General features: G+C 67.1%; 11 protein-coding genes. 3 read left to right on the forward strand and 8 right to left on the reverse strand.

From position 1 onward, the window contains the following. Window positions 1-382: 382 nt before the first annotated feature. From drmB to ACFWU3_RS16230, 5 genes are all read right to left on the reverse strand, one after another. Window positions 383-2,185 carry a DrmB family protein gene (gene drmB, locus ACFWU3_RS16210; protein WP_384437033.1) on the reverse strand — a complete coding sequence of 601 codons (1,803 nt, stop codon included), beginning with the start codon at window positions 2,183-2,185 and terminating at the stop codon, window positions 383-385. Next, on the reverse strand, window positions 2,166-5,339 hold the full coding sequence (locus ACFWU3_RS16215; protein WP_384437036.1) for a helicase-related protein: 3,174 nt from the start codon (window positions 5,337-5,339) through the stop codon (window positions 2,166-2,168). The genes drmB and ACFWU3_RS16215 overlap by 20 nt, the downstream gene beginning before the upstream one ends. Further along, window positions 5,336-6,853 (reverse strand): NERD domain-containing protein, encoded by a 1,518-nt coding sequence (locus ACFWU3_RS16220; protein WP_384437038.1) that lies wholly within the window; start codon window positions 6,851-6,853, stop codon window positions 5,336-5,338. Before ACFWU3_RS16220 ends, ACFWU3_RS16215 begins: the two co-directional genes overlap by 4 nt. Next, on the reverse strand, window positions 6,850-11,559 hold the full coding sequence (locus ACFWU3_RS16225) for a sacsin N-terminal ATP-binding-like domain-containing protein (protein ID WP_384437041.1): 4,710 nt from the start codon (window positions 11,557-11,559) through the stop codon (window positions 6,850-6,852). The genes ACFWU3_RS16220 and ACFWU3_RS16225 overlap by 4 nt, the downstream gene beginning before the upstream one ends. A 1,298-nt stretch (window positions 11,560-12,857) precedes the next feature. Beyond that, on the reverse strand, window positions 12,858-13,202 hold the full coding sequence (locus ACFWU3_RS16230) for a hypothetical protein (protein ID WP_384437043.1): 345 nt from the start codon (window positions 13,200-13,202) through the stop codon (window positions 12,858-12,860). A gap of 470 nt (window positions 13,203-13,672) precedes the next feature. On the opposite strand from ACFWU3_RS16230, the gene ACFWU3_RS16235 reads away from it, so the two are divergent. From ACFWU3_RS16235 to ACFWU3_RS16245, 3 genes are all read left to right on the forward strand, one after another. Continuing rightward, window positions 13,673-14,821: a PQQ-dependent sugar dehydrogenase gene (locus ACFWU3_RS16235; RefSeq protein ID WP_384437046.1), complete on the forward strand. Its 1,149-nt coding sequence runs from the start codon at window positions 13,673-13,675 to the stop codon at window positions 14,819-14,821. Window positions 14,822-14,978: 157 nt separating this feature from the next. Further along, window positions 14,979-15,176 carry a ferredoxin gene (locus tag ACFWU3_RS16240; protein WP_384437049.1) on the forward strand — a complete coding sequence of 66 codons (198 nt, stop codon included), beginning with the start codon at window positions 14,979-14,981 and terminating at the stop codon, window positions 15,174-15,176. Between the two features lie 135 nt (window positions 15,177-15,311). Then, entirely contained in the window at window positions 15,312-15,878 is a 567-nt protein-coding gene (locus tag ACFWU3_RS16245) for a DUF1990 family protein (RefSeq protein WP_384437052.1), read from the forward strand. A gap of 23 nt (window positions 15,879-15,901) precedes the next feature. Here ACFWU3_RS16245 and ACFWU3_RS16250 read toward each other — a convergent pair whose 3' ends face one another. From ACFWU3_RS16250 to ACFWU3_RS16260, 3 genes are all read right to left on the reverse strand, one after another. Continuing rightward, complete coding sequence (locus ACFWU3_RS16250; RefSeq protein WP_384437055.1) at window positions 15,902-16,390, reverse strand: hypothetical protein; 489 nt, start codon at window positions 16,388-16,390, stop codon at window positions 15,902-15,904. An 83-nt stretch (window positions 16,391-16,473) separates the two neighbouring features. After that, entirely contained in the window at window positions 16,474-17,400 is a 927-nt protein-coding gene (locus tag ACFWU3_RS16255) for a hypothetical protein (protein WP_384437058.1), read from the reverse strand. A gap of 114 nt (window positions 17,401-17,514) precedes the next feature. After that, window positions 17,515-18,504, reverse strand: a complete 990-nt coding sequence (locus ACFWU3_RS16260) for an LCP family protein (protein WP_384437061.1) — start codon at window positions 18,502-18,504, stop codon at window positions 17,515-17,517. Between the last annotated feature and the right edge of the window lie 7 nt (window positions 18,505-18,511).

An 18,511-nucleotide genomic window follows, 5' to 3' on the forward strand; every position in this document is an offset into this window, starting at 1 on the left:
CCCTGGGGCATTGTCCGTGGTGACGCGGGTGAACCAGTGAACTTCCGCCTCCACGATCCAACCTTGCAGGGGAACGGCCTCAACATCCTTGGAACCACAAGGCGCACGCATCAAGAACACCCCTCCAAGAACAACCCCACCAGGCCCGAGCCGTCCCGCAAGGAGATCAATCCGAAGGACCGAGGGCCCCACAAGGGGCGGAGCACCGGCTGGCCGCCGCCCACCTAAAGGGGCTAAGGACCCGGCAACGAGCCATAGGATCGAGGGGATTGCCGCACCTCAAGGTCACAGACGCATTGTCAACGATCTGGCCGGATCGTGGTGGCGGAAGTCCACGGGCTCACCCGCGACCTGGTCGTGGCCACGTGGCTGGGGCGATCTGTCACCTGAGCTGTCGAACGTCCGTCAGAACGTCGTCCAGCATTCCCCTTACGTCGCTTCCGCCCAGGACCAGCTGTCGATCCAGTAGCCGGTTTCCGGTCTCGCAGGAGGTCTCGCTCACCAGGGAGCACCCGTGGCAGGCCGAGAGGTTCAGTTGTGAGGCTCCCTGACGGTCGCTCTCGATGCAGACCGGGTCGTTGGAACAGAAGTCCGCGTCGTCCAGGGCCGCCACCAGGAGAGGGATCAGCTTCCTGGGATCCCCGAGCCTGACGAGGCCGCCGAGGGTCCCCTGGGCGTCCCCCGCCGCGGTGTAAATCAGGATCCCGGCGGTCTTGTCCGTGCGGTCGGAGTTTGCGTAGATCCTTTCCTGCAGCGCGGCAGACGCGTAGCCGCTCGCGAACGCCAGCCGCCGGATCAGCAGGTGCGCCAGCGTGTGCAGGGCGATGTACCTGGGTTCCGGCACGTCGAGACGGCCGGCCCAGGGAGAGTCGGCCCTTCTCGTCTTGAGAATGCCGGCGCGTGCCTGCACCTCCGGCTGCGCCTCCCATGCGGCGAGCTCCTCCTCGTCGAACCGCAGGAAGATCCCTTCCCCGAACAGTTCGATCGCCGGGTAGGTGGGCCGATACGACCGGTCCGACCCCAGATCGGCGTTGATCAGCGCCGCTTCCGCGTCGTGGCGTCGAAATCCTCGCAGGGCACGGACCTCCCGTACCCGGCGTACCAGTCCGATGCCACTGATCTTGCTGAGGAGGCTCTGCGGTCCCACGAGCCCTTCGAGGCTTCGTCCGTCGACGACGAAATCGCTTCCCGTCCGGTCGCGCCCTTCGTCGAGTTTCTTCAAGAACGCCGACCACTCGCCGTCCTTCAGGTCGAGCAGCAGCTCGCCCGCGGGGCTTTGCTCTCCCGCCGCGACGCCTAGGACCGTTTCCGCGGTCACTCCGAGATCGTCGGCGATCAATTGCGCCAGCACTTCTGACTGGGGTCCACCGTTGTCGGTCACAACTTTCCCGAAGAGCATGTGACCACGGATCTTGTCGGCCGTCTCCGCGGACTGCGGACGTTCCTCCGGTATGTCGAGAGCTGAGATCCTCTCGGCGATGTAGTTACCCGTGGCACCGCGCTGCACGGCGACCAACTCGTACGGGCAGGGCTTCTTGACAGAGCTCTCCGGCTCCCAGGGCTGCCGTCCCGCGCAACGGATCCCGTTCTGGTGCAGGGCCCCCTTCGTCACAAGTTCCGCGAGCTTGCGCTCGTTCCCGCATCCGTAGCACTTCACAACCAAGGCCGCGAGGCCTTCACCGCGGGTCGCCAGCTTGTGGAACCTGAGCGCCTTGTAGTCACGGCAGAAGCGGACCGCTTCGTTCAGACTCGCCGCGCGCCCACGATGCGCCCACTGGAACCAGTTGACGTCCTGGACATGGCTGCCCTTTTCGCAGACGGCGATATATCGCATCGGTACGAGCGCGCCACCGCAGTCGCAGGTGTTGCTCCACTTGCCCTTTTTCTTTCCGGTCAGCTTCGAGAGCTTGTCGCAGCGCTCGCAGAACCGCCAAGCGGGAAAGCGCCAGTACGGCAGCGCGGGGGTTTCCTTGGCGGCACGACCCGCGTGCGCCGGTGGTTGTCTCAGGACGCCGGCACCGAGGCGGGTCATCAGACGCTCACAGCTGATCTCGTGGGCGAACTTCTTGTCCCACCATGACGTGTCCGGCGCCATGAGCGACTCGCCCCTGACGTCGACAATCGCTCCCACACCGAACGGTGAGATCGTCTCGGAGAGGCGCAGGTCATGCCTGATCTTCTCCATGGTGCACCTCCTCCTGCGGTTCCTGGACCTCGACCGCCACGTTGGGCTCCACGGCCCTCATCGAGTCTCCGACGAGCCACCCCTCGCCGGGCTGACCGAACTTCTTCAACAAAGCTGCCTGGTCTTTCATCGTCCGCTGGTAGTACAGAGGCTCGTCCGACTCGCGTGCCTGCGCTGCCCGTCGGTCCCAGTCCCTCAGGAGACTCCATATCGCGGAGAGTGTTTCCGGGGCTTCGAGATCATCGGCGCGCGTTACATAGCCGAGGAACCGGTCCACGAGTCGCTCGACCGCTTCGCGGATCCTGTCGTCCCCGAGGTCGAACCGACCTGCCGCGTCGTGCGGGGCGAGTGCGGTGAACGACTGCCGCAGCAGCGCCACGAGCGCGCCGGCGAGCGATCTCTCGCGCGAGGCCAACGACCACGGCGTGACGCTCGTGGGCTCCACGCTCCGGTAGAGAGCCTCGTGGTAGCCGCGGAAGGTCTCGTAGTGCGACCGATCACGGGCCCTGCCCGACCGAAACAGCGTGACGACGACGCCTTTCGTGTCTCCACGCCCGACACGGCTCGTGGCCTGGATGTACTCGGCCGTGGTCTTCGGCTGCCCCACCATGAGCATCAGCGCGAGTCGCGGAATGTCGATGCCCACGGAGAGCATGTTCGACGAGAGGACCACGTCGACGGCCTCCCGCGACTCGTCGGCCCTGACCCGGAGTGCGCGGAGATCGTTCGGCAGCTCCTCGGCACCGCGACGGCTCGTCAGCTCCAGGACTGCCCTGACGGGCCGCAACGGGAAGCCGAGCCTCTCGGCTCGGGGCTCCAGACGGCCGTTGACGTCGTCGATGACCAGCGTCCCGGTGCGTCCGAGCTCACGAAGACTGTTGTGGTACATGACCAGCGTCCAGTACGCGTCCCGTGACGCGGCGGACGGGGCGCGGGCGGCGAGCGCCTCCGGCATCTCCACCATGGGGGTGACGGCGGCGATGACGGCCGAAGGTTGCGAGACGGACTGCGGCATCAGGCCGACGTAGAGACGTCCTTCCCCACTCTCCACCGGGCGGGAGAAGAAGGTCCGGTCGTCGTCGAGTCCCGATGGCGGATGCAGGGCGACCTCGCGCCCGTACAGTCCCTCCACCTGCTCCTCGGACGCGCGGATGGTGGCCGTCGAGGCCACGATCTTAGGACTGGAGCCCGACCGGCTCAGCAGCAGCTGGATCACCGCGTCGAAGACGGCGACGGTGGTCCCGAGCGGCCCCGAGAGCAGGTGCAGCTCGTCCTGGATGATCATGGACGGTTGCTCGAAGGCGGTCCCGAGACCGAGCAGCCTGCCCGCTTCCGGCCTGAACTGCAGACGCGCGAACTTGTCGACGGTGGCCAGGAGGATCGTAGGCGGCTCCTCGTACAGAACCTCGTCGACGACCGCGAGCGGAAGCTCGTCGGCGAACCCGCACGACTCGTCGACACAGTGGAGCAGGACGTCCGCGCCCACCAGGCGCATGCCGTAGTCCTGTGGCTTGTCGCTCCTGAGCGACGGCACCAACGTCCTCAGACACCAAGGACAGCTCTCGACCTGGAACTCGTTCGCCTCTTCCGGACGCGCCGCCTTCTGAAGCCGCTTGAGTGCTTCACGCGCTTCTGAACGCGTGCCGGGAGTGACCTCGTTGCCCACCCACAGACCGATCGAGAACGGCGCCATGCCCTTCGCTCGGTCGTCCGTGGCCCGCAGAATCTCCATCGCGCAGACCAGCGCCGCGGCCCGTTGGAACTGCTGAGAGGTCAGGAGCCGCAGGGTGTAGCGGGTGATGACAGCGGTTCCCCCGCCGGCCGTGCCGTGGGCGAGCCGTCGGCGGAAGACCTCGATCGCAGCGAGGCCCAGGTACGCCTCGGTCTTGCCGCCGCCGGTCGGGAACCAGACGAGGTCGACGAGGTCCCGGTCCTTGTGCCTCTGATCGACGGTGGAGGCCAGCGACACGAGCAGGAAGCCGAGCTGGAAGGGGCGCCACCGCGGCTCCGGCACCTGCTCCTCCGACTTCCCGCGATTGACCGACGCCTGCCGCATCTGAAGACGCATGGCGGCCATGCCGAGCGAGAAGGCCGTTCGAAGGTCCTGTCGTCCCGGCGCCCGGAGGAGGTCTATGCCCTCCTCCATTCTGCCGACGGCGTCCTGCGAACGGCCGGCGATCCGGACGGCCACGGTCCTGTCGTCGCCGAACGCCTCCGCCTGTTCCATCTGGCAGGAGGCCCAGCCGGCGAACGCCTCGACGAAGGCGTCCAACGATCGAAGGACCGCTTCGGGATCTTTGTCGATCTGCTGGAGGTGCCCCAGCTCCAAAGCTTCCGCCTCGACCGTCCCCTCGTCGAACCCCGTGGTCTCGACGGCGGGGACCACGAAGGCCGGTACGGGATCGAGGAAGACCATGGCACAACGGCCCCCTGCGAAATCCCAGTCCGCGGCCATTCCGTGCCCGACCGCGTAGACCTTTCTGTTGCGGTACCGCAGGCGCAGCTCGGCGGCTTCCGGGTCGGTGTCAATCGAGCGCGTCGTGTCGTACTCCAGGATCTCCGCCCCGGCGGAGGGAGCGGCGGCCAGGTGGACCTGGAACAGCATCCGGGGGATGTCGAGCCGGTCGTCGCCCGTGGATTCGGTCAGAACGCGTACGTGGACGGTGACCAGCGAGTCGCCCTGGAAGTCGCGCCACCGCGAACCGATCTCGACCGAGACACCGCCCGCGGAAAGGCGCTCGGGCCCCTTCCCTCGCCGGAGATCGAGGCCGTCGACGGAGAACGGGGTACGCCGCCACCTGGGCGGCCCGTCCCCCTCGACAGCGGCGTACGTACCGCAGGAGAAGTCGACTTCGACGGCGTCGCCGTCGGTGACGAAGGAGAGCGCGACGGACGAGGGCTTCCAGTCCTCGGCCAGGGGGACGCTGGCCCCTTTCTCCTCGACATCACCCTCGGGCACGTCGGCGGAGACCTCTTCGTCCGTGTCCCCGCCACCGCGAGGTCCACGTGCTTCGGCCTCGACCGGGAACAGCATGCCGACGGCGTACTGCCGGTGAGGCAGGTTCGCCGTGACCTCCTCGTCTCCCGCCTCGGGCCCCACGTAGGAGGCTCGGAGGTGGTGGAGGGCCTCCTCCTGGGCCGCTGTGAGGTTCACTTGCCAACCTGCTTTCGGAGAAGATCCTTGAGCCGCTTCTTGTCGTCCTTCGACGCGACCACGTGGAGCGTGACCCGCGCCCTCGTGACAGCCACGTAGAACGCGGCGAGACCGCGATCTTTGTATTCCTGGGGCAGGTCGCAGACGATGACGTGCTCTGCTTCCAACCCCTTGGCGAAGCGGGGGTTCGTCACGAGGAACCCGGCCTCGCTCCTGCGCGGCTCGGCGTCATCGGAGACACTGATGATCCAGATGTCCTGGCGGCGGGCCCCGTTCGCGACGAGGTCGCAAGCCACGGTTTCGGCCGCAAAGATGCCTGCTGTCCCGTCGGACCACCGCCATTCCACTCGCTCGCCGTGGACGATGCCCGGGTCCCCGACATCGGCGCCGAGGTACTCCTGCACGACGTGGACGATCGCACGGGTATTGCGGACGTTCCGGTCCAGGTCGTACTGGAGCGCCTCCTGCTGGACCAGCTCGCAGACGTCCGGGTCGAACTCGCCATCGACGCGCGCCTGGTTATTGGGATCGAGGAACATCCTCCACCGGCCACCTTCGCGACCTCCGCGGATCACAGCGTCCAAGGCGTCCATGCCCTCGGCGTTCATGAGGTCCTGTGCTTCGTCGACGAAGACGACGTCGTACTGCTTGTCACGGGACAGGTCCGCGAACGGAAGGAGATCGATGTCTCTGCCCTCGATCCGCGGGCCGAAGAAGTCGACCAGGGCGGGCGAGTGAAAGGTGATGAGGACTGATTTCCCTTCGCCCGCCTCCTGCCTCGCGCCCTCCGCCAGCACCAGGGACTTCCCCGTGCCCGCGCCGCCGAAGACAAGCATCCTCGGGTTCCGGGAGAGCGCGGCCAAGACCCGGGCCTGGCCCTCGGTCGCTCGATTCTGCTCCTCCAGCACGGCGCCCCGCTGTGCATCGATGACGGGCATCCTCGTGAACTCGCCGAAGAGACGCGCCCGGAGAGTCTCGGACCGGGCGACTCTGACTCCGAAGGGTGCCGTCCTTGCCTCACCGGCGACCTTCTCGAAGGCTTCCGTCAGCGCGGCGATGCTCATCTGCTTCTTGGCCCACCAGTGGCTTCCCTTCCATTCCACGGCAGCCGGAGGCGCGTCTATATCGGGGGTGAGAGCAACGGCCTCGGTCGCGAACCAACCGACGCCTTCCTCTTGGAGGATGTCGCGCAGCGCGTACATCGCCGACTGCGCTTGGTCCATCGGAGACTCGCGCAATTTCTTCCAGTCGCCGTGGCGGTCGATGGAGTACCAGACGCCGTCGTACTTCCTGACGCCCCCGCCCTTGACCTCGACGATGACGACGACGCCATTCCAGAGCACGACGAAGTCCGCTTCCCCCTGCTGCTTGACCGCGTGGCTCCGCAGCTTCACGGAGTGGAAGGCGACCGCGTCGTGGGGGCCGTCGATCGCCCGCAGCAGTCGGGCCACCCGCCGTTCGGCGTTGCTGGTGGCCGTCGTCTCGATGTCGGCGAGGTCCGGTACGAGGATCATGCTCCCTGCTTTCGCCAGAGGGCTTCGTAGGCGCGGTATCCAAGGAAGTCATTGACCGCACCGAAGTTGTCGGCGACGTCCACAATGAGGCACTCCGGCTTGCCGCCGTTCGCGGGACCGCGCAGGCCGCGGCCGGCCATCTGGATGTACGCGCTGGGGCTGAACGTCGGTCTCGCGATGTACAGGGCCCGGACGCCGGGCGCGTCGAATCCCTGGATCAGCAGGTCGCAGTTGGCCAAGACCCTGATCTCGTTCCTCTTGAACCTCTCGATGACGTCACGGCGCGTCTGCCGTCCGGTCTGGCCGCTGACTGCCTCGGCCGCGACCTTCCGGTAACGAAGTGTCGCGGCGAGGACCTGGGCGGACAGGACGTTCGGCGTGAACACGAGGATCGGCCATTCCGGATCCCGCTTCAGGATGTCGTCCACGAGGATCTTCATGCGCGCCTGGTCCCGGCCGATGCGGTCGAGGACCTGGGGCTCGAGTTTGCGCAGGGACCGCACCTGTGCGAGTTCGTCCGGCTCCAGCGCGACCTTCACGCCGTCCAGCACTTCGTGTCGGACCCTGGCGAGGACACCTCTCTTCGACAGCTCCGGGTAGGCGTTGCCGTCGAACGCGCTCATCTTGTGGTGCCCGAAGCGGGCCGCCAGTTCCTTCGTCGGCTCGGTGACGTCGCCGCTGCCCTTGAACGGCGTCGCCGAGATGCCCACCAGAGGCCGTTCCCAGCTACGACCGTCGACTCCGAGCCACCTGAGGATCTTCGTGTACATCTTCGACCCGCCGGCCCGGTGCGCCTCGTCGATGAACACCGCGGAGGCCCGGCTCAACCACTCGTACTCCGGAGTGCCGGCCACCCGGTCGAGCTTGGCGTCAGTGGCCACGACCACACTGAACTCGGTGTCGGGTTCGTGGACGACGTTGGTGTTCCAGAGCCGACCGATCGTCAACGGACGCTCGTCCCCGAGCCAACGCCAGACACTGCTGAACGTCTGCACCGCCTGCTCGCAGAGCTCCTCCGACTGCGCGATCCAGAGCACGGTACCGCTCATGCCACCGTCGACGAACAGCCGCAGCACGGTTTCGGTGGCCACCCGGGTCTTCCCAGCTCCCGTCGGAAGCTCCACCATGCCCTTGAGCGCACGACCGTCCCGTCCCCGGGACGTCAGGACCTCCTCCAGTTCCTCCCTGATCCTCTCCTGGAAGTCGTGCAGGGGCTTGAGCTTCACGGCACCGGGCACGACGAACTCATCGTCCTGGTGTCGGGTGCGACGCCCGGCGTGCTTGGCACCGAACCCCATCTTCCGGAGCCAGGCGACGGTCGACGCTCCACCCGCCCATGTCGTGGGAACGTCCGTGTACCCCTCGGCGCTGAACTCCTCCGCGAGGAGCTTGATCGAGTCGCTGCCATAGACGGTCAGGAAGAGCTCGGCGACAGACGTGGAGCTGTTCACCAGGCCCTGGCCCTCGAGTGCCTGCCAGAGTCCCTTCGGCAGGTTCTCCTTCAGCGTGTCGTCACCGATGTAGGTTGCGAGCCGCGCCTCGTCGTTGGACACGGCCCGGGCGGCCTGCCGTTGCATCTCCAGATGTTGGTCGACGCGTACCCGGAGGATGTCGCTCTGCTCGGCGTTCGACAAACGCAGGTCGAATGCCTCGTTGACGATCTCCAGGACACGACGCTCGTCAAGTTCTGCCTGGACCACCAAGGTCAGTCCCTGGAGGTGCCATTCGAGCGACTTGTCCTCGACACCGTCCTCTCTCGTCACACGCTTCGTGATCTGGACGGCCTTCGCCACGGTCGCGTTCGTGACCTTGTCTTCGACGAACGTCGAACGCAGCCCGGTGTACAGGTCGATGACGCGCTCCTCGACCTGCCGGCCGTCGACCAGGAGCGAGAAGGAGAAGCTGTCCTCGAACCGTCGGCATCCGACCACTTCGACGAACTCGTCCGCTTCGGCCTCATCCACCTTGAGGTAGGGCTTCTGCCTCAGAGTAAGGAACTCGCGTTCCTCCTCAGTCGTCGCCAGATACACCGCGTCAGGCCGCCTCCTCTCAATGACGCGTCCCACCCGTGCGGGAATGAACATCGGATGCCCCTCCGGGAATGCGCACCGACTCGCGGTGAGGACGAAACCCGTCAGGGCCACGTTGCTGATCGGCGAGGTGACCTCCGCCTCGAGCGCTTCACGCAGGACCTCCACAGGGACCTTGCCCAAGTCCTTGGGCAGTTTCAGGACGTCCTCGACGTGGCGCGGTCCTCGGAAGAGAGGCAGCAGGGCCTCATACGCGACGAGCGACGCGGAGACGACGCGATCGGGAGCCCGGTGGCCGCGAGTCGACTTCAGCAGGCCGGCCCGACCCGCTGCCCAGCGAACAGGGGACAGGACCCGGTGGCTGAGCCCCGTGTCGATGTCCGTGCAGAGCCAGTGCCCTGCCCGGTCGAGTCTGAGCAGTTCTTCCGTCCACCGCTCGCGTAGGGGTTCGGGCGCGCCCGCTTCCTGCAACATCAGAAGTACCGAGAACGGACCGGGGCCGTCCCCCCTGTCGAACTCGACCTGCTCGACGGGGCGCTCTCCGGGACCGAGCCTCCGGTTCACTTCGTCCAGCACGTACTGGCAGTAGTCCTCGAAGTAGACTTCGTCCTCGAGCGAGTACGAGGTCATAGGCTCGGTGACGACTCCTGCCGCGTGTGCGAGCTGGGGCACGCACCTCGCCCGGTCCAGGACTCGATCGGGAGTGCAGTCACCGAGGCCGTCGATGTCCAGCACATACGTGGGCAAGGCCCAACCACCATCGAGTGTAGGAACCCTGAGAGCACCCGCCTTGTTGCCCGCCACGACCTTCTGTGCCTGTGCCATGGGCACATCAGTGGCGGCGTCCCAAAACTTCGGGAGCTCGTCGTCCTGGGACTCGGGTGACAGCCTGGCCATCCTGGCCTCGAACATCGCGAGTGGATCAAGGTCCCGGAACCCCCTGTCCACGAGCTTCTTCTCAACGCCGGGAATGGCCAGGAAGTTCGGATCGACGAAACACGATCCGTCGATGTCGACGTCCTCCGCACGATGGAGGAAGACCCGGTCACGGTCCTTGATGGACAACATGCCGCCGGTCGTCGGTATGACCTTCGCAGGGCCGAAGCCGTTGGGATTCCTCAGCACGAAATCGAGCGCCTTCGCCGCAGAAGCAACGTTGGGCCCCTCCGCCCACTCGCGCAGCCAGGAAAGGACACCTCGCTTGGGCATCCTCTCCAACGCTTTCAGCTCGTCCCTGAAACGTGAGTCGGCGAAAGCGGAGGAGACGCTGCACACGTAGAGCGCCCTCAGACGGGTCGCACGCTGTCCGCTGGCATAACAGCGCCAGTGCGGCACGGCGTCGTCGGTGTGGGGCGACCTGATCCACTCCTCGTGGTCACGCTCGGATGCGTCACCGACACCGAAGTCGAGAGGACGCAGCTCCAGTGGCGTGCGCAACGCACCGGTCGCGTCGGGGATCAGAGCCTTCCCGCTACCGAGCTGCGGGACATGGACGCAGAGGATCTCATCGCCGAACGAGTGGGTCTCACGGCCACGCGCGGGCATGTAGTCCAGATGTGCTGCCGGATCGTCGACGGACGAGACCTTCGGCAGCATGTCGACGAACATTTCCGAGAGAGTCACGAGGATCTCCCGGTTGTACGTGTTCGTGAGCAAGGTGGTGCGGTCGTCGTTGACGCTCCAGGGCGCATTGAAGAGGGCGGACGCGGATGTCCTGTCCTTGAGCGGGAAGTACGACCAGAACTCGCCCGTCTTCAGTTGAGCGAAGCGCGCCGGCATCCCAACCGTGACCTTCATCCGGTCACGCGACACCGCTTCCCCGACCTCGATCCGAGCCTCGGGACTGGGTGCGTGCATTCGGTTGTCGACGTACCACTCGTCGTGGTCACCGTCGGGACGCTCGATTCGGAACCTCCCGTCGCCCAGGTCGCGCGACACATGACTCGTCACGAAGTCCGTGTCGGCTCCTACGACCCGGAGCCGGATCTCACGAACCGAGCTGACGAAGAGGAGGAACTCGGAGCGAAATTCCTCGATCTCCTTCTTGAGACTCTCCAGCCTCGTCGCGTGCGGCAGTCTGACGATCGTCACCGCCCACTCCGCCAGTTCGGCCAGGATGGGGTCCTTGGCGAATTCGGCTTCCGCATCGATCCGGGTGAGGGTCCTCAGGACCGGAAGCCTCTTGGGTACGGATGCGATCGCCGCTATCGCCGCCTTCGCCTTCGGAGAGTTGAACTCGAAGGCGACCGATCGGCTGAACACCTGCGGGGTGTCGGTGACCGCGAGCACCGACTTGAAACCGAGCCCGAACCGACCGATCTCGTCGCCCCGCTTGCCACTGAGGTGCGCATGGGCGAGCGTGGTGAGGCCGCTTCGGGAGAACGGACGACCGGCGTTCGCGCAATACAGTGTCTGGCGGTCGAGGTCGAGGACGATCTCGACCCGCCCTGCTCCCTCCTCGTGCTCGGCAGCCCCCGACATCGCGTCAGCCGCGTTTTGCACCAGTTCCAAGAGTGTTCGGTTCGAGTAGCCGCCGACCCGGATGGACTCCTCCTGGTTGGCGTGCTCCGTGATCAGGTTCGAATTCGCGCGATACGCGTTGATCGCCCGCTCGAAGAGCTCGTCAACCTCGCGAACCAACCCCGCGTCGGGCACCCAATCGACATTCTTTTTCATCACGGCTGCACCGCCCCCGCTCCCAATACCACAACTCACTAAAGACAGATCCGCACCTATGCGGTTCCTAGACGTCGATCACCGAGGTCCCGACAGGGTGCGGCATCGCGCACCGTTGACCCGCCCCGGAAGGTAAATCCAGCCACCGACAGCACGCCCCCAAGTTCCATGACTGACGGTTGGCGCATGAGCACCAGAACGTCCGACTTGCTGCAGGGAGTTGATTCGATGCCCTTGCTGCAGGATGTTCCGGCCACAGGCCGGTGCTGGCACCACCGGTCCATCTCACGCCCGGACACCGTGCGACCGACTTCGGCGGTACTCGACGTCAGAGGCAGATCACCACTGCCCCGCCCCCGCACGCAGATGCGCATGGCTCCTCTTGCGCCAGCGCAGGGTCAACGACCGACTCAGGCAATCCACCTGAACACACCATAGCGATCTTCACAGGTCCCCCACATCCGAGAAGCTCAAGCGTTCAACGAATCTCTGCCATGAGGAACCCCCTGTTACCGATTCGCAATCCGGAGATCAGCCGTGAGATACGGCCAGCCGACACGCCGCCAACGGGAGCACCTACCAGGCAATAAGCGCCCACCCGGGGAGGGGATCGACTACGCATAAACGGACATCTCGCAAGTAACCAGATACACCTAACTCGACACTCGTGAACCGGCCTTCACGGCTCTCCCTGACCGCGCTTCGTCAAGACTTCAGCAACTCCTGGACAAGTGGAAGCTCTTCCGCCGAATCGTGCTACGTCGACCGGAGCACAACAGGAGTGGAGTGCGCCTACCATGCGCCCCTGTACCACCACACCGCGCCCCCAGCCCGAGCCCGCCTTGCCTCAGGCGTCTTGCCTCGACTTCACGGTCACGACTTCATGCTTGCGTATGCCGAGCCTGGACGACCGAGGTGGCGACCCCTGTCGTCCGATGAGCGCAACGAGCACCCACGCGGGGCTGTGGACCATACGTGGACACGGAACCGTCCACCCTCAGGCCGTACGCCCGTGACCTGCGGATTTTCCGTATCAGGAAGGGCCCTCCGGAGCCGGGTGCGCAGGTTCGAATCCTGCCGCGGGCACTCGCATGCAGTGCCCAAAGATCCTGTCACCAGCGGAAACGCTGAGGACCGGGGTCTTCTTGCATGTTCAGCCCGGATGCCGCTCGGAGTCGCCGTGCGGCAGGCGCAACCGCCTATTCGCGGCCTAGATCGGCGCGTCGTTCAAGGCCGGCAGCCGGACATGCTCAAGGCCCACAAATCCGTTCAGGGGCCAGGCAGTTGGGCTTCAGCGGTCACGCTCGGGCCTCGCGGAGCAGAGTGCCGTCGGCGGCGGAGAGCTCCAGGCTGTGCGACAGGCCGAAGTCGGTGAGCAGGTCTGCTAGTTGGTCGAAACGCCGCGGGTCGACAACTCCGTTCAGCAGGAGGTCCGACGCGTCGATGGGTTCGATCTCCACCTGGCACCAACTGGTCTCGAGCTCGTACGCGTACCAGGATGACGACCTCGACCTCCAGCCCGCCTTCACGAAGCGCTCGGCCACTGAGGAGGTGTCACGACAGCCGCGCAGGCTGCCGCATACGTTGTTGCCGACCTCGGTCCACGCGGGATCGAGCTTCTGGCCGTCGTCGGATATGTCCACGACCGGAGTATGAAGCACCAGAGTTCGGCAGCGATCACTGGTCCTCGCGCAGTAGGTCGTCGATGCCGAGGGCGTCGATGCCGAGGGCGTCGATGCCGAGGTCGGCCACTCGCCGGCCGCCTTTGACTCCTTTCAATCCCAACAGCGGTTTATGGCGCGAGGGTCACGCCTCCGTACTCCGTGGCTCGTAATCGGAGTGACAGCTCCCCCGCCCTCCCGAGTCACACTGCCGATTGTGGGCACAGCCGAGGCCACGACCTGCCGAACCCCCAACCCAGCGCCCAACTCCCGACATAGTCCGCGCATTGGTCTAGGCCAACACCCCCCTCCCCCAGTAGTCTCGTCCCCGGCCAGTGGCACACCATCCCCCACCCAGGTTGCGTGCTGGCGCGGGCGACCCCCTACCCCCACGTACCACTCTGCCCAGCAGCCGGGTGAACTCCCCATGCGCCGCCTTCAGGAGGGTCACGGTGAACGTTCGCACCCGGAGCTCCGCGATGATCGGCACCATCTGTCTTGTTGCTTCCCTCGCCCTGTCCACCGCTTCCGCCGACGAGTCCGCCGCCCCGCCGAAAGCCCCGCCCAAGGCGGCCGCCGTCGCTCTCAAGCACGTGGCCACCGCGAAGAATCCGTCCGCCGGTGCCGCCGGGCCCGGTGGGAGTGTGTGGATTGCCGAGCGGGCCGGGACCGTACGGGTTCTGGACAGCAGGGGGCTCGGCGCTCCCGTGCTCGACATATCCAAGGAGACCACCGTCGACGGGGAACGCGGGCTGCTCGGTATCGCGTTCGACAAGCGGTTCTCGTACTTCTACATCTCGTACACGGACCTCGAAGGCACCAGCACCATCGACGAGTTCGCCGTGCGGAACGGAAAGATCCAGAAGAACACCCGGCGTACCGTCCTCACCCAGACGCAGCCGTACGCGAATCACAACGGCGGTGACATCAAGATCGGGCCCGACGGCTACCTCTACATCGCCTTCGGCGACGGGGGCTCGGGCGGGGACCCGCACGACTACGGGCAGAACCTCGACACCCTGCTCGGCAAGATCGTGCGGATCGACCCGAGGGGCGCGAAGCCGTACGCGATCCCGGCGGACAATCCCTTCGTGGGCGACCCGAACGCCAAGGACGAGATCTGGGCGTACGGGCTGCGCAACCCGTGGCGGTTCTCCTTCGACGCCGGGACCGGCGACATGCTCATCGGCGATGTCGGCCAGAGCGACTGGGAGGAGATCGACTGGGCCTCGGCACGCAGCAAGGGCGGCGAGAACTACGGCTGGTCCGAGATGGAGGGCACCCATCCCTTCCGCGGGGGGACCGAGCCGGCGAACCATGTGCCGCCCGTTCACGAGTACGGACGTAACGGGCTGGGCTGCTCGGTGACCGGTGGATTCGTGTACCGCGGCAAGGCGATCCCGGCCCTGAAGGGGCAGTACCTCTTCAGCGACTACTGCGACGGCACCGTCCGCGCCCTGCAGATGAAGGACGGGAAGGTCACCGGCGAGAGCGACCTCGGCGTCAGTGGCGGTGAGGTCATCTCCTTCGTGCAGGACGGCTGCGGCGAGTTGTACGTCCTCGACCTCGGTGGCGCCATCCACCGCATCGACCCGGCGTAGACGGGTCCGGCTCCGGTGCGTCGGTGGGGGTTCGCCCCCACCGGCGCTGCACCCGACCGGGTGACGCGCGCGGCGCAGGGCCTGCCCGGTGGCTCCGTCAGGGAACCACTCCTCCCGTACGAGGCCTCGTGCGCACCGAACTCGAAGGGACGAGCTTGTGACCACCAGAGTGAGCATCGACAGCGACAAGTGCATCGGCTCGGGCATGTGTGCTCTGACCGCGCCCGCGGTCTTCACCCAGGACGACGACGGGTACGGAGTCGTGCTGGCCGGCCGTGAGGGCGGGGAGGGGGACTCGCTGCTGAAGGAGGCTGCCCGTAGCTGCCCCGTGCAGGCCGTGACCGTCAGCGTTTGAGCCGGGGGCGGCCGGCCGCTGATGCCGTGGGACACCGGCCGCGGGATGCACGGGTACCCACCCGGCGCTCGACCGCGGCACCCCATTAGGCTCAGCGGCCGGCCGTCAGCCCACCCGTCGCAACAGGAGCCCGTCATGCCATCGGACAGATCGGACGGGCCGGCGAGCCCTCGCCGGCTCACCTACGCTCCCGCCGGCGCGACCTGTCCCGGCGACGGCACCTGGACCACGGGAATCCCGGGCTACCGCCGTTTCGAGCAGACCGTGGTCATCGGGCACGGCGACAGCGACTGGCGTGCCGCTTCCGACGCCGTGGTGCGGTGGGGCATCAAGCGCCGTAGCGGCTTCCGCGTCACGCCGCTCGCGGGCGCCGGTGAGCGGGTCGTCGAGGGGGCCGAGTACCGGATCACGGCGGCATGGGGGCCGGTGGCCGTTCATGAACCGGTGCGGGTGGTCGCCGTCGTCGACGGAGCCGACCGGTGCGGCTTCGCCTACGGCACGCTGCCCGGTCATCCGGTGTCGGGTGAGGAAGCCTTCGTGGTGGGCCGCGACGCCGACGGGCGGGTCACGCTGACCCTGCGGTCCCTCACCGGCCGTGCTCCCGCGGGGCCGTGGCGGACCGTGTTCCCGGTGCTTCTGCTCGCGCAGCGCTGGTACCGGCGCCGGTATCTGCGCGCCCTCCTGGGCCCTGAGCAGGCCTGAGAAGCCGGTACGGCCCGGCCTCCTCACGACCGGAGCCGGCAGTCCTCCACCGAGATCTCCGCCACCGCTTCGTTCTCCACCCGCTCGAGATCCGCGATGTAGGCAGGCACGTCGGGCCGCGGCGTGCAGAAGGTGACATGGGCGGTGAGGAGCGCGTCCTCGGTGTCGGAGAAGGACAGGGAGACGTATCCCTTCACCCCGCTGTCCCCGAACTCCTCCTGCGCCGCGCGCAGACAGGCGCGGATGTATGCCAGGCAGCGTCGCATCAGCAGGGGTGTGCGCTCGTGGGGCGCGGTGGGGAGGTCGTAGTCGGTCATTCCCCGGCCGTTGACCGTGGTTTCCTCCGCGAGCCGGTCGACGGACGCGGCCGCGCTCTGCGGACGCAGATCGGTCAGCACGCGCGCACCACCGGCCGTCGTGGACCATCCCCGTTCCGCCACCTCACGGAACAGGGGAGGGATGTCCTGGGAGCCCAGGCTCCTGAGGTCTGTTTCCCCGAGGAGCGACCTCATGAGGGAATTGCTTCGCACAGTTGCGTCCTTCGCCGAGCGCGAGTACGCACCGGATCGTAGACAGACCGTCGGGCGCCCCGGCGTCAGGGACGGGTTCCCGGCGCCGGCCCGGGCCCCGGCAGGCGCTTCGGGTTCATCCATGGCTCGAGGCCCACCGCGCCCTTGCCGTACCTGCGGTCGAGTTCCTGCTGCATGTGGGCGCTCGGGACCGGGACGTACAACCGCACCCGGTTGTGCCTGGGGTCCGAGCCCACGCCCAGATAGCCGGGGGTGCCCGCGCTCGCCCGTTTCACCAAGTCCTCGCGCACCGTGCGGAGTTCCTGATGGGAGCGCTCGACGGTCAGCAGGCAGAGCGGGCCGCCCCACACCGCACGGACCTCTCGTTCGTTGCCGGGGAGGTCGCGGGTGAAGGTGACCACGGTGACCGTCCGGCCGCTCCCGAGCCCCTGGGGGTAGGAGATCCAGTGCCCTCCGTACTCCGGGTTCTGTTCGAGGAGTTCCTGGAGACGCTGCTCGGCCGCGTGGGAGACCTTGGACGGGTCGGACGGCTTCCATCCGCCCGGCGGCGTCTTGCACGGTGTCCTGAAGTCCATGTCGTGCGCGTCGTCCGTGCCGCTGTGGGGTTGGTCGCCGGGGTCGGCGTTCTTCGCGGGCTCGGTCAGCGTGATGCGTGTGCCGTCCCAGGTGCCGGTGAGGTGGTACGTGCCCCACCGGGTGCCGCCTGCGGACCGGGACCGCACGGCATCCCAGTCCCAGCCGACGATGTCGGGGCCGCCGCACGTCGGGGGCAGCTTCGTCCGCATCGAGTGACACGCCTGTGGGCCGTGCGAGGCGTCGGCGAGGACCGTCGTGGTCACCGCGTACTCCTGGGGCCGTCCGGTACCGGAAGACGCGGCGCCCGGCGCCGTGCGGTTCGAGGTCTTCTCCTGCCCGCAGGCGGTGACCAGCGCGAGCGCCGGCAGTGCGGCGAGCACTCCGATGGCGCGGAGTGCGGTGACGTGTGCCTTCATGCCCCTGTGACGGGCGTCACTCGGTACCGGTTCCTGCCGCTTCGTCAGCGCTCCGGACGGACAACGCGCGTACCGGTGCGGGAAGCGGACAACGCCCGTACCGGTGCGGGAAGATCAGGTGCCCGCCGTCACCGGGGCGTCGCCGCGGTCGCCGACCGAGTTCTCCGCCGCGGACTCGGGAATCGGGCGGTCCTCGCGCAGGGCGTCCCACACGTCGTGGGATGCCTTCTTCAGCGGCACGACGCGGCCCGGGTCCTTGGGGTCGTACGTGACGGGCAGGGTGACCATGTTCATCCGGTCCGGCTTGATGCCCTTGAGGTCCTTCGCGAGGCCGAGCAGCTTCGTGGCGGATGCCAGGTCCGAGTCCGCGCTGACCGTGCGGGTCGCGGTGTCGGCCAGGTCGTAGAGCTTCGTGGGGTCGCTCGCCAGGCCGATGGAGTCGACGCGGTGCAACAGCGCCTTGATGAACGTCTGCTGGAGCTGGATGCGGCCGAGGTCGCTGCCGTCGCTCACACCGTGACGGGTCCGTACGAGCTCCAGCGCCTGCTCGCCCTTGAGGGTGTGCTTGCCGGCGGGCAGGGACAGATGGCTGCTGTCGTCCTTGATGGCCTTGCTGGTCGTGACGTTCACGCCGCCGAGCTCGTCGATGAGCTTGGTGAAGCCCTTGAAGTCGACTTCGAGGTAGTGGTCCATGCGGACGCCGGACATCTTCTCCACCGTCTTCACGGTGCAGGCCGGTCCGCCCGCCTGGTAGGACTCGTTGAACATCGCCCGGTGTTCGGCCGGGGCCGTGCCGCCGCCGGGCTTGGCGCACGCGGGACGCTCCACGACGGTGTCGCGCGGGACGCTGACGACACTCGTCTTCTTGTGGGACTTGTCGACATGCAGCACCATCGCCGTGTCCGACCGGGCGCCGGCGACGCCCGAGCCGTACTGGCCGTGCGTGCCCGCCCGCGAGTCGGAACCCAGCAGCAGGATGTTCATCGACCCGTCGCGCTGCTCGCCGGGACGGTCCTTGCCCAGGGCCGCGTTGATGTCGGTGCCCTGGATGTTGCCGTTGAGCTGCGAGTAGAGGTAGGCCAGGCCGCCGCCTCCGACTGCCACGACACCG

Source organism: Streptomyces sp. NPDC058685, from assembly GCF_042714725.1.
In the GTDB taxonomy this organism is placed as follows: domain Bacteria; phylum Actinomycetota; class Actinomycetes; order Streptomycetales; family Streptomycetaceae; genus Streptomyces.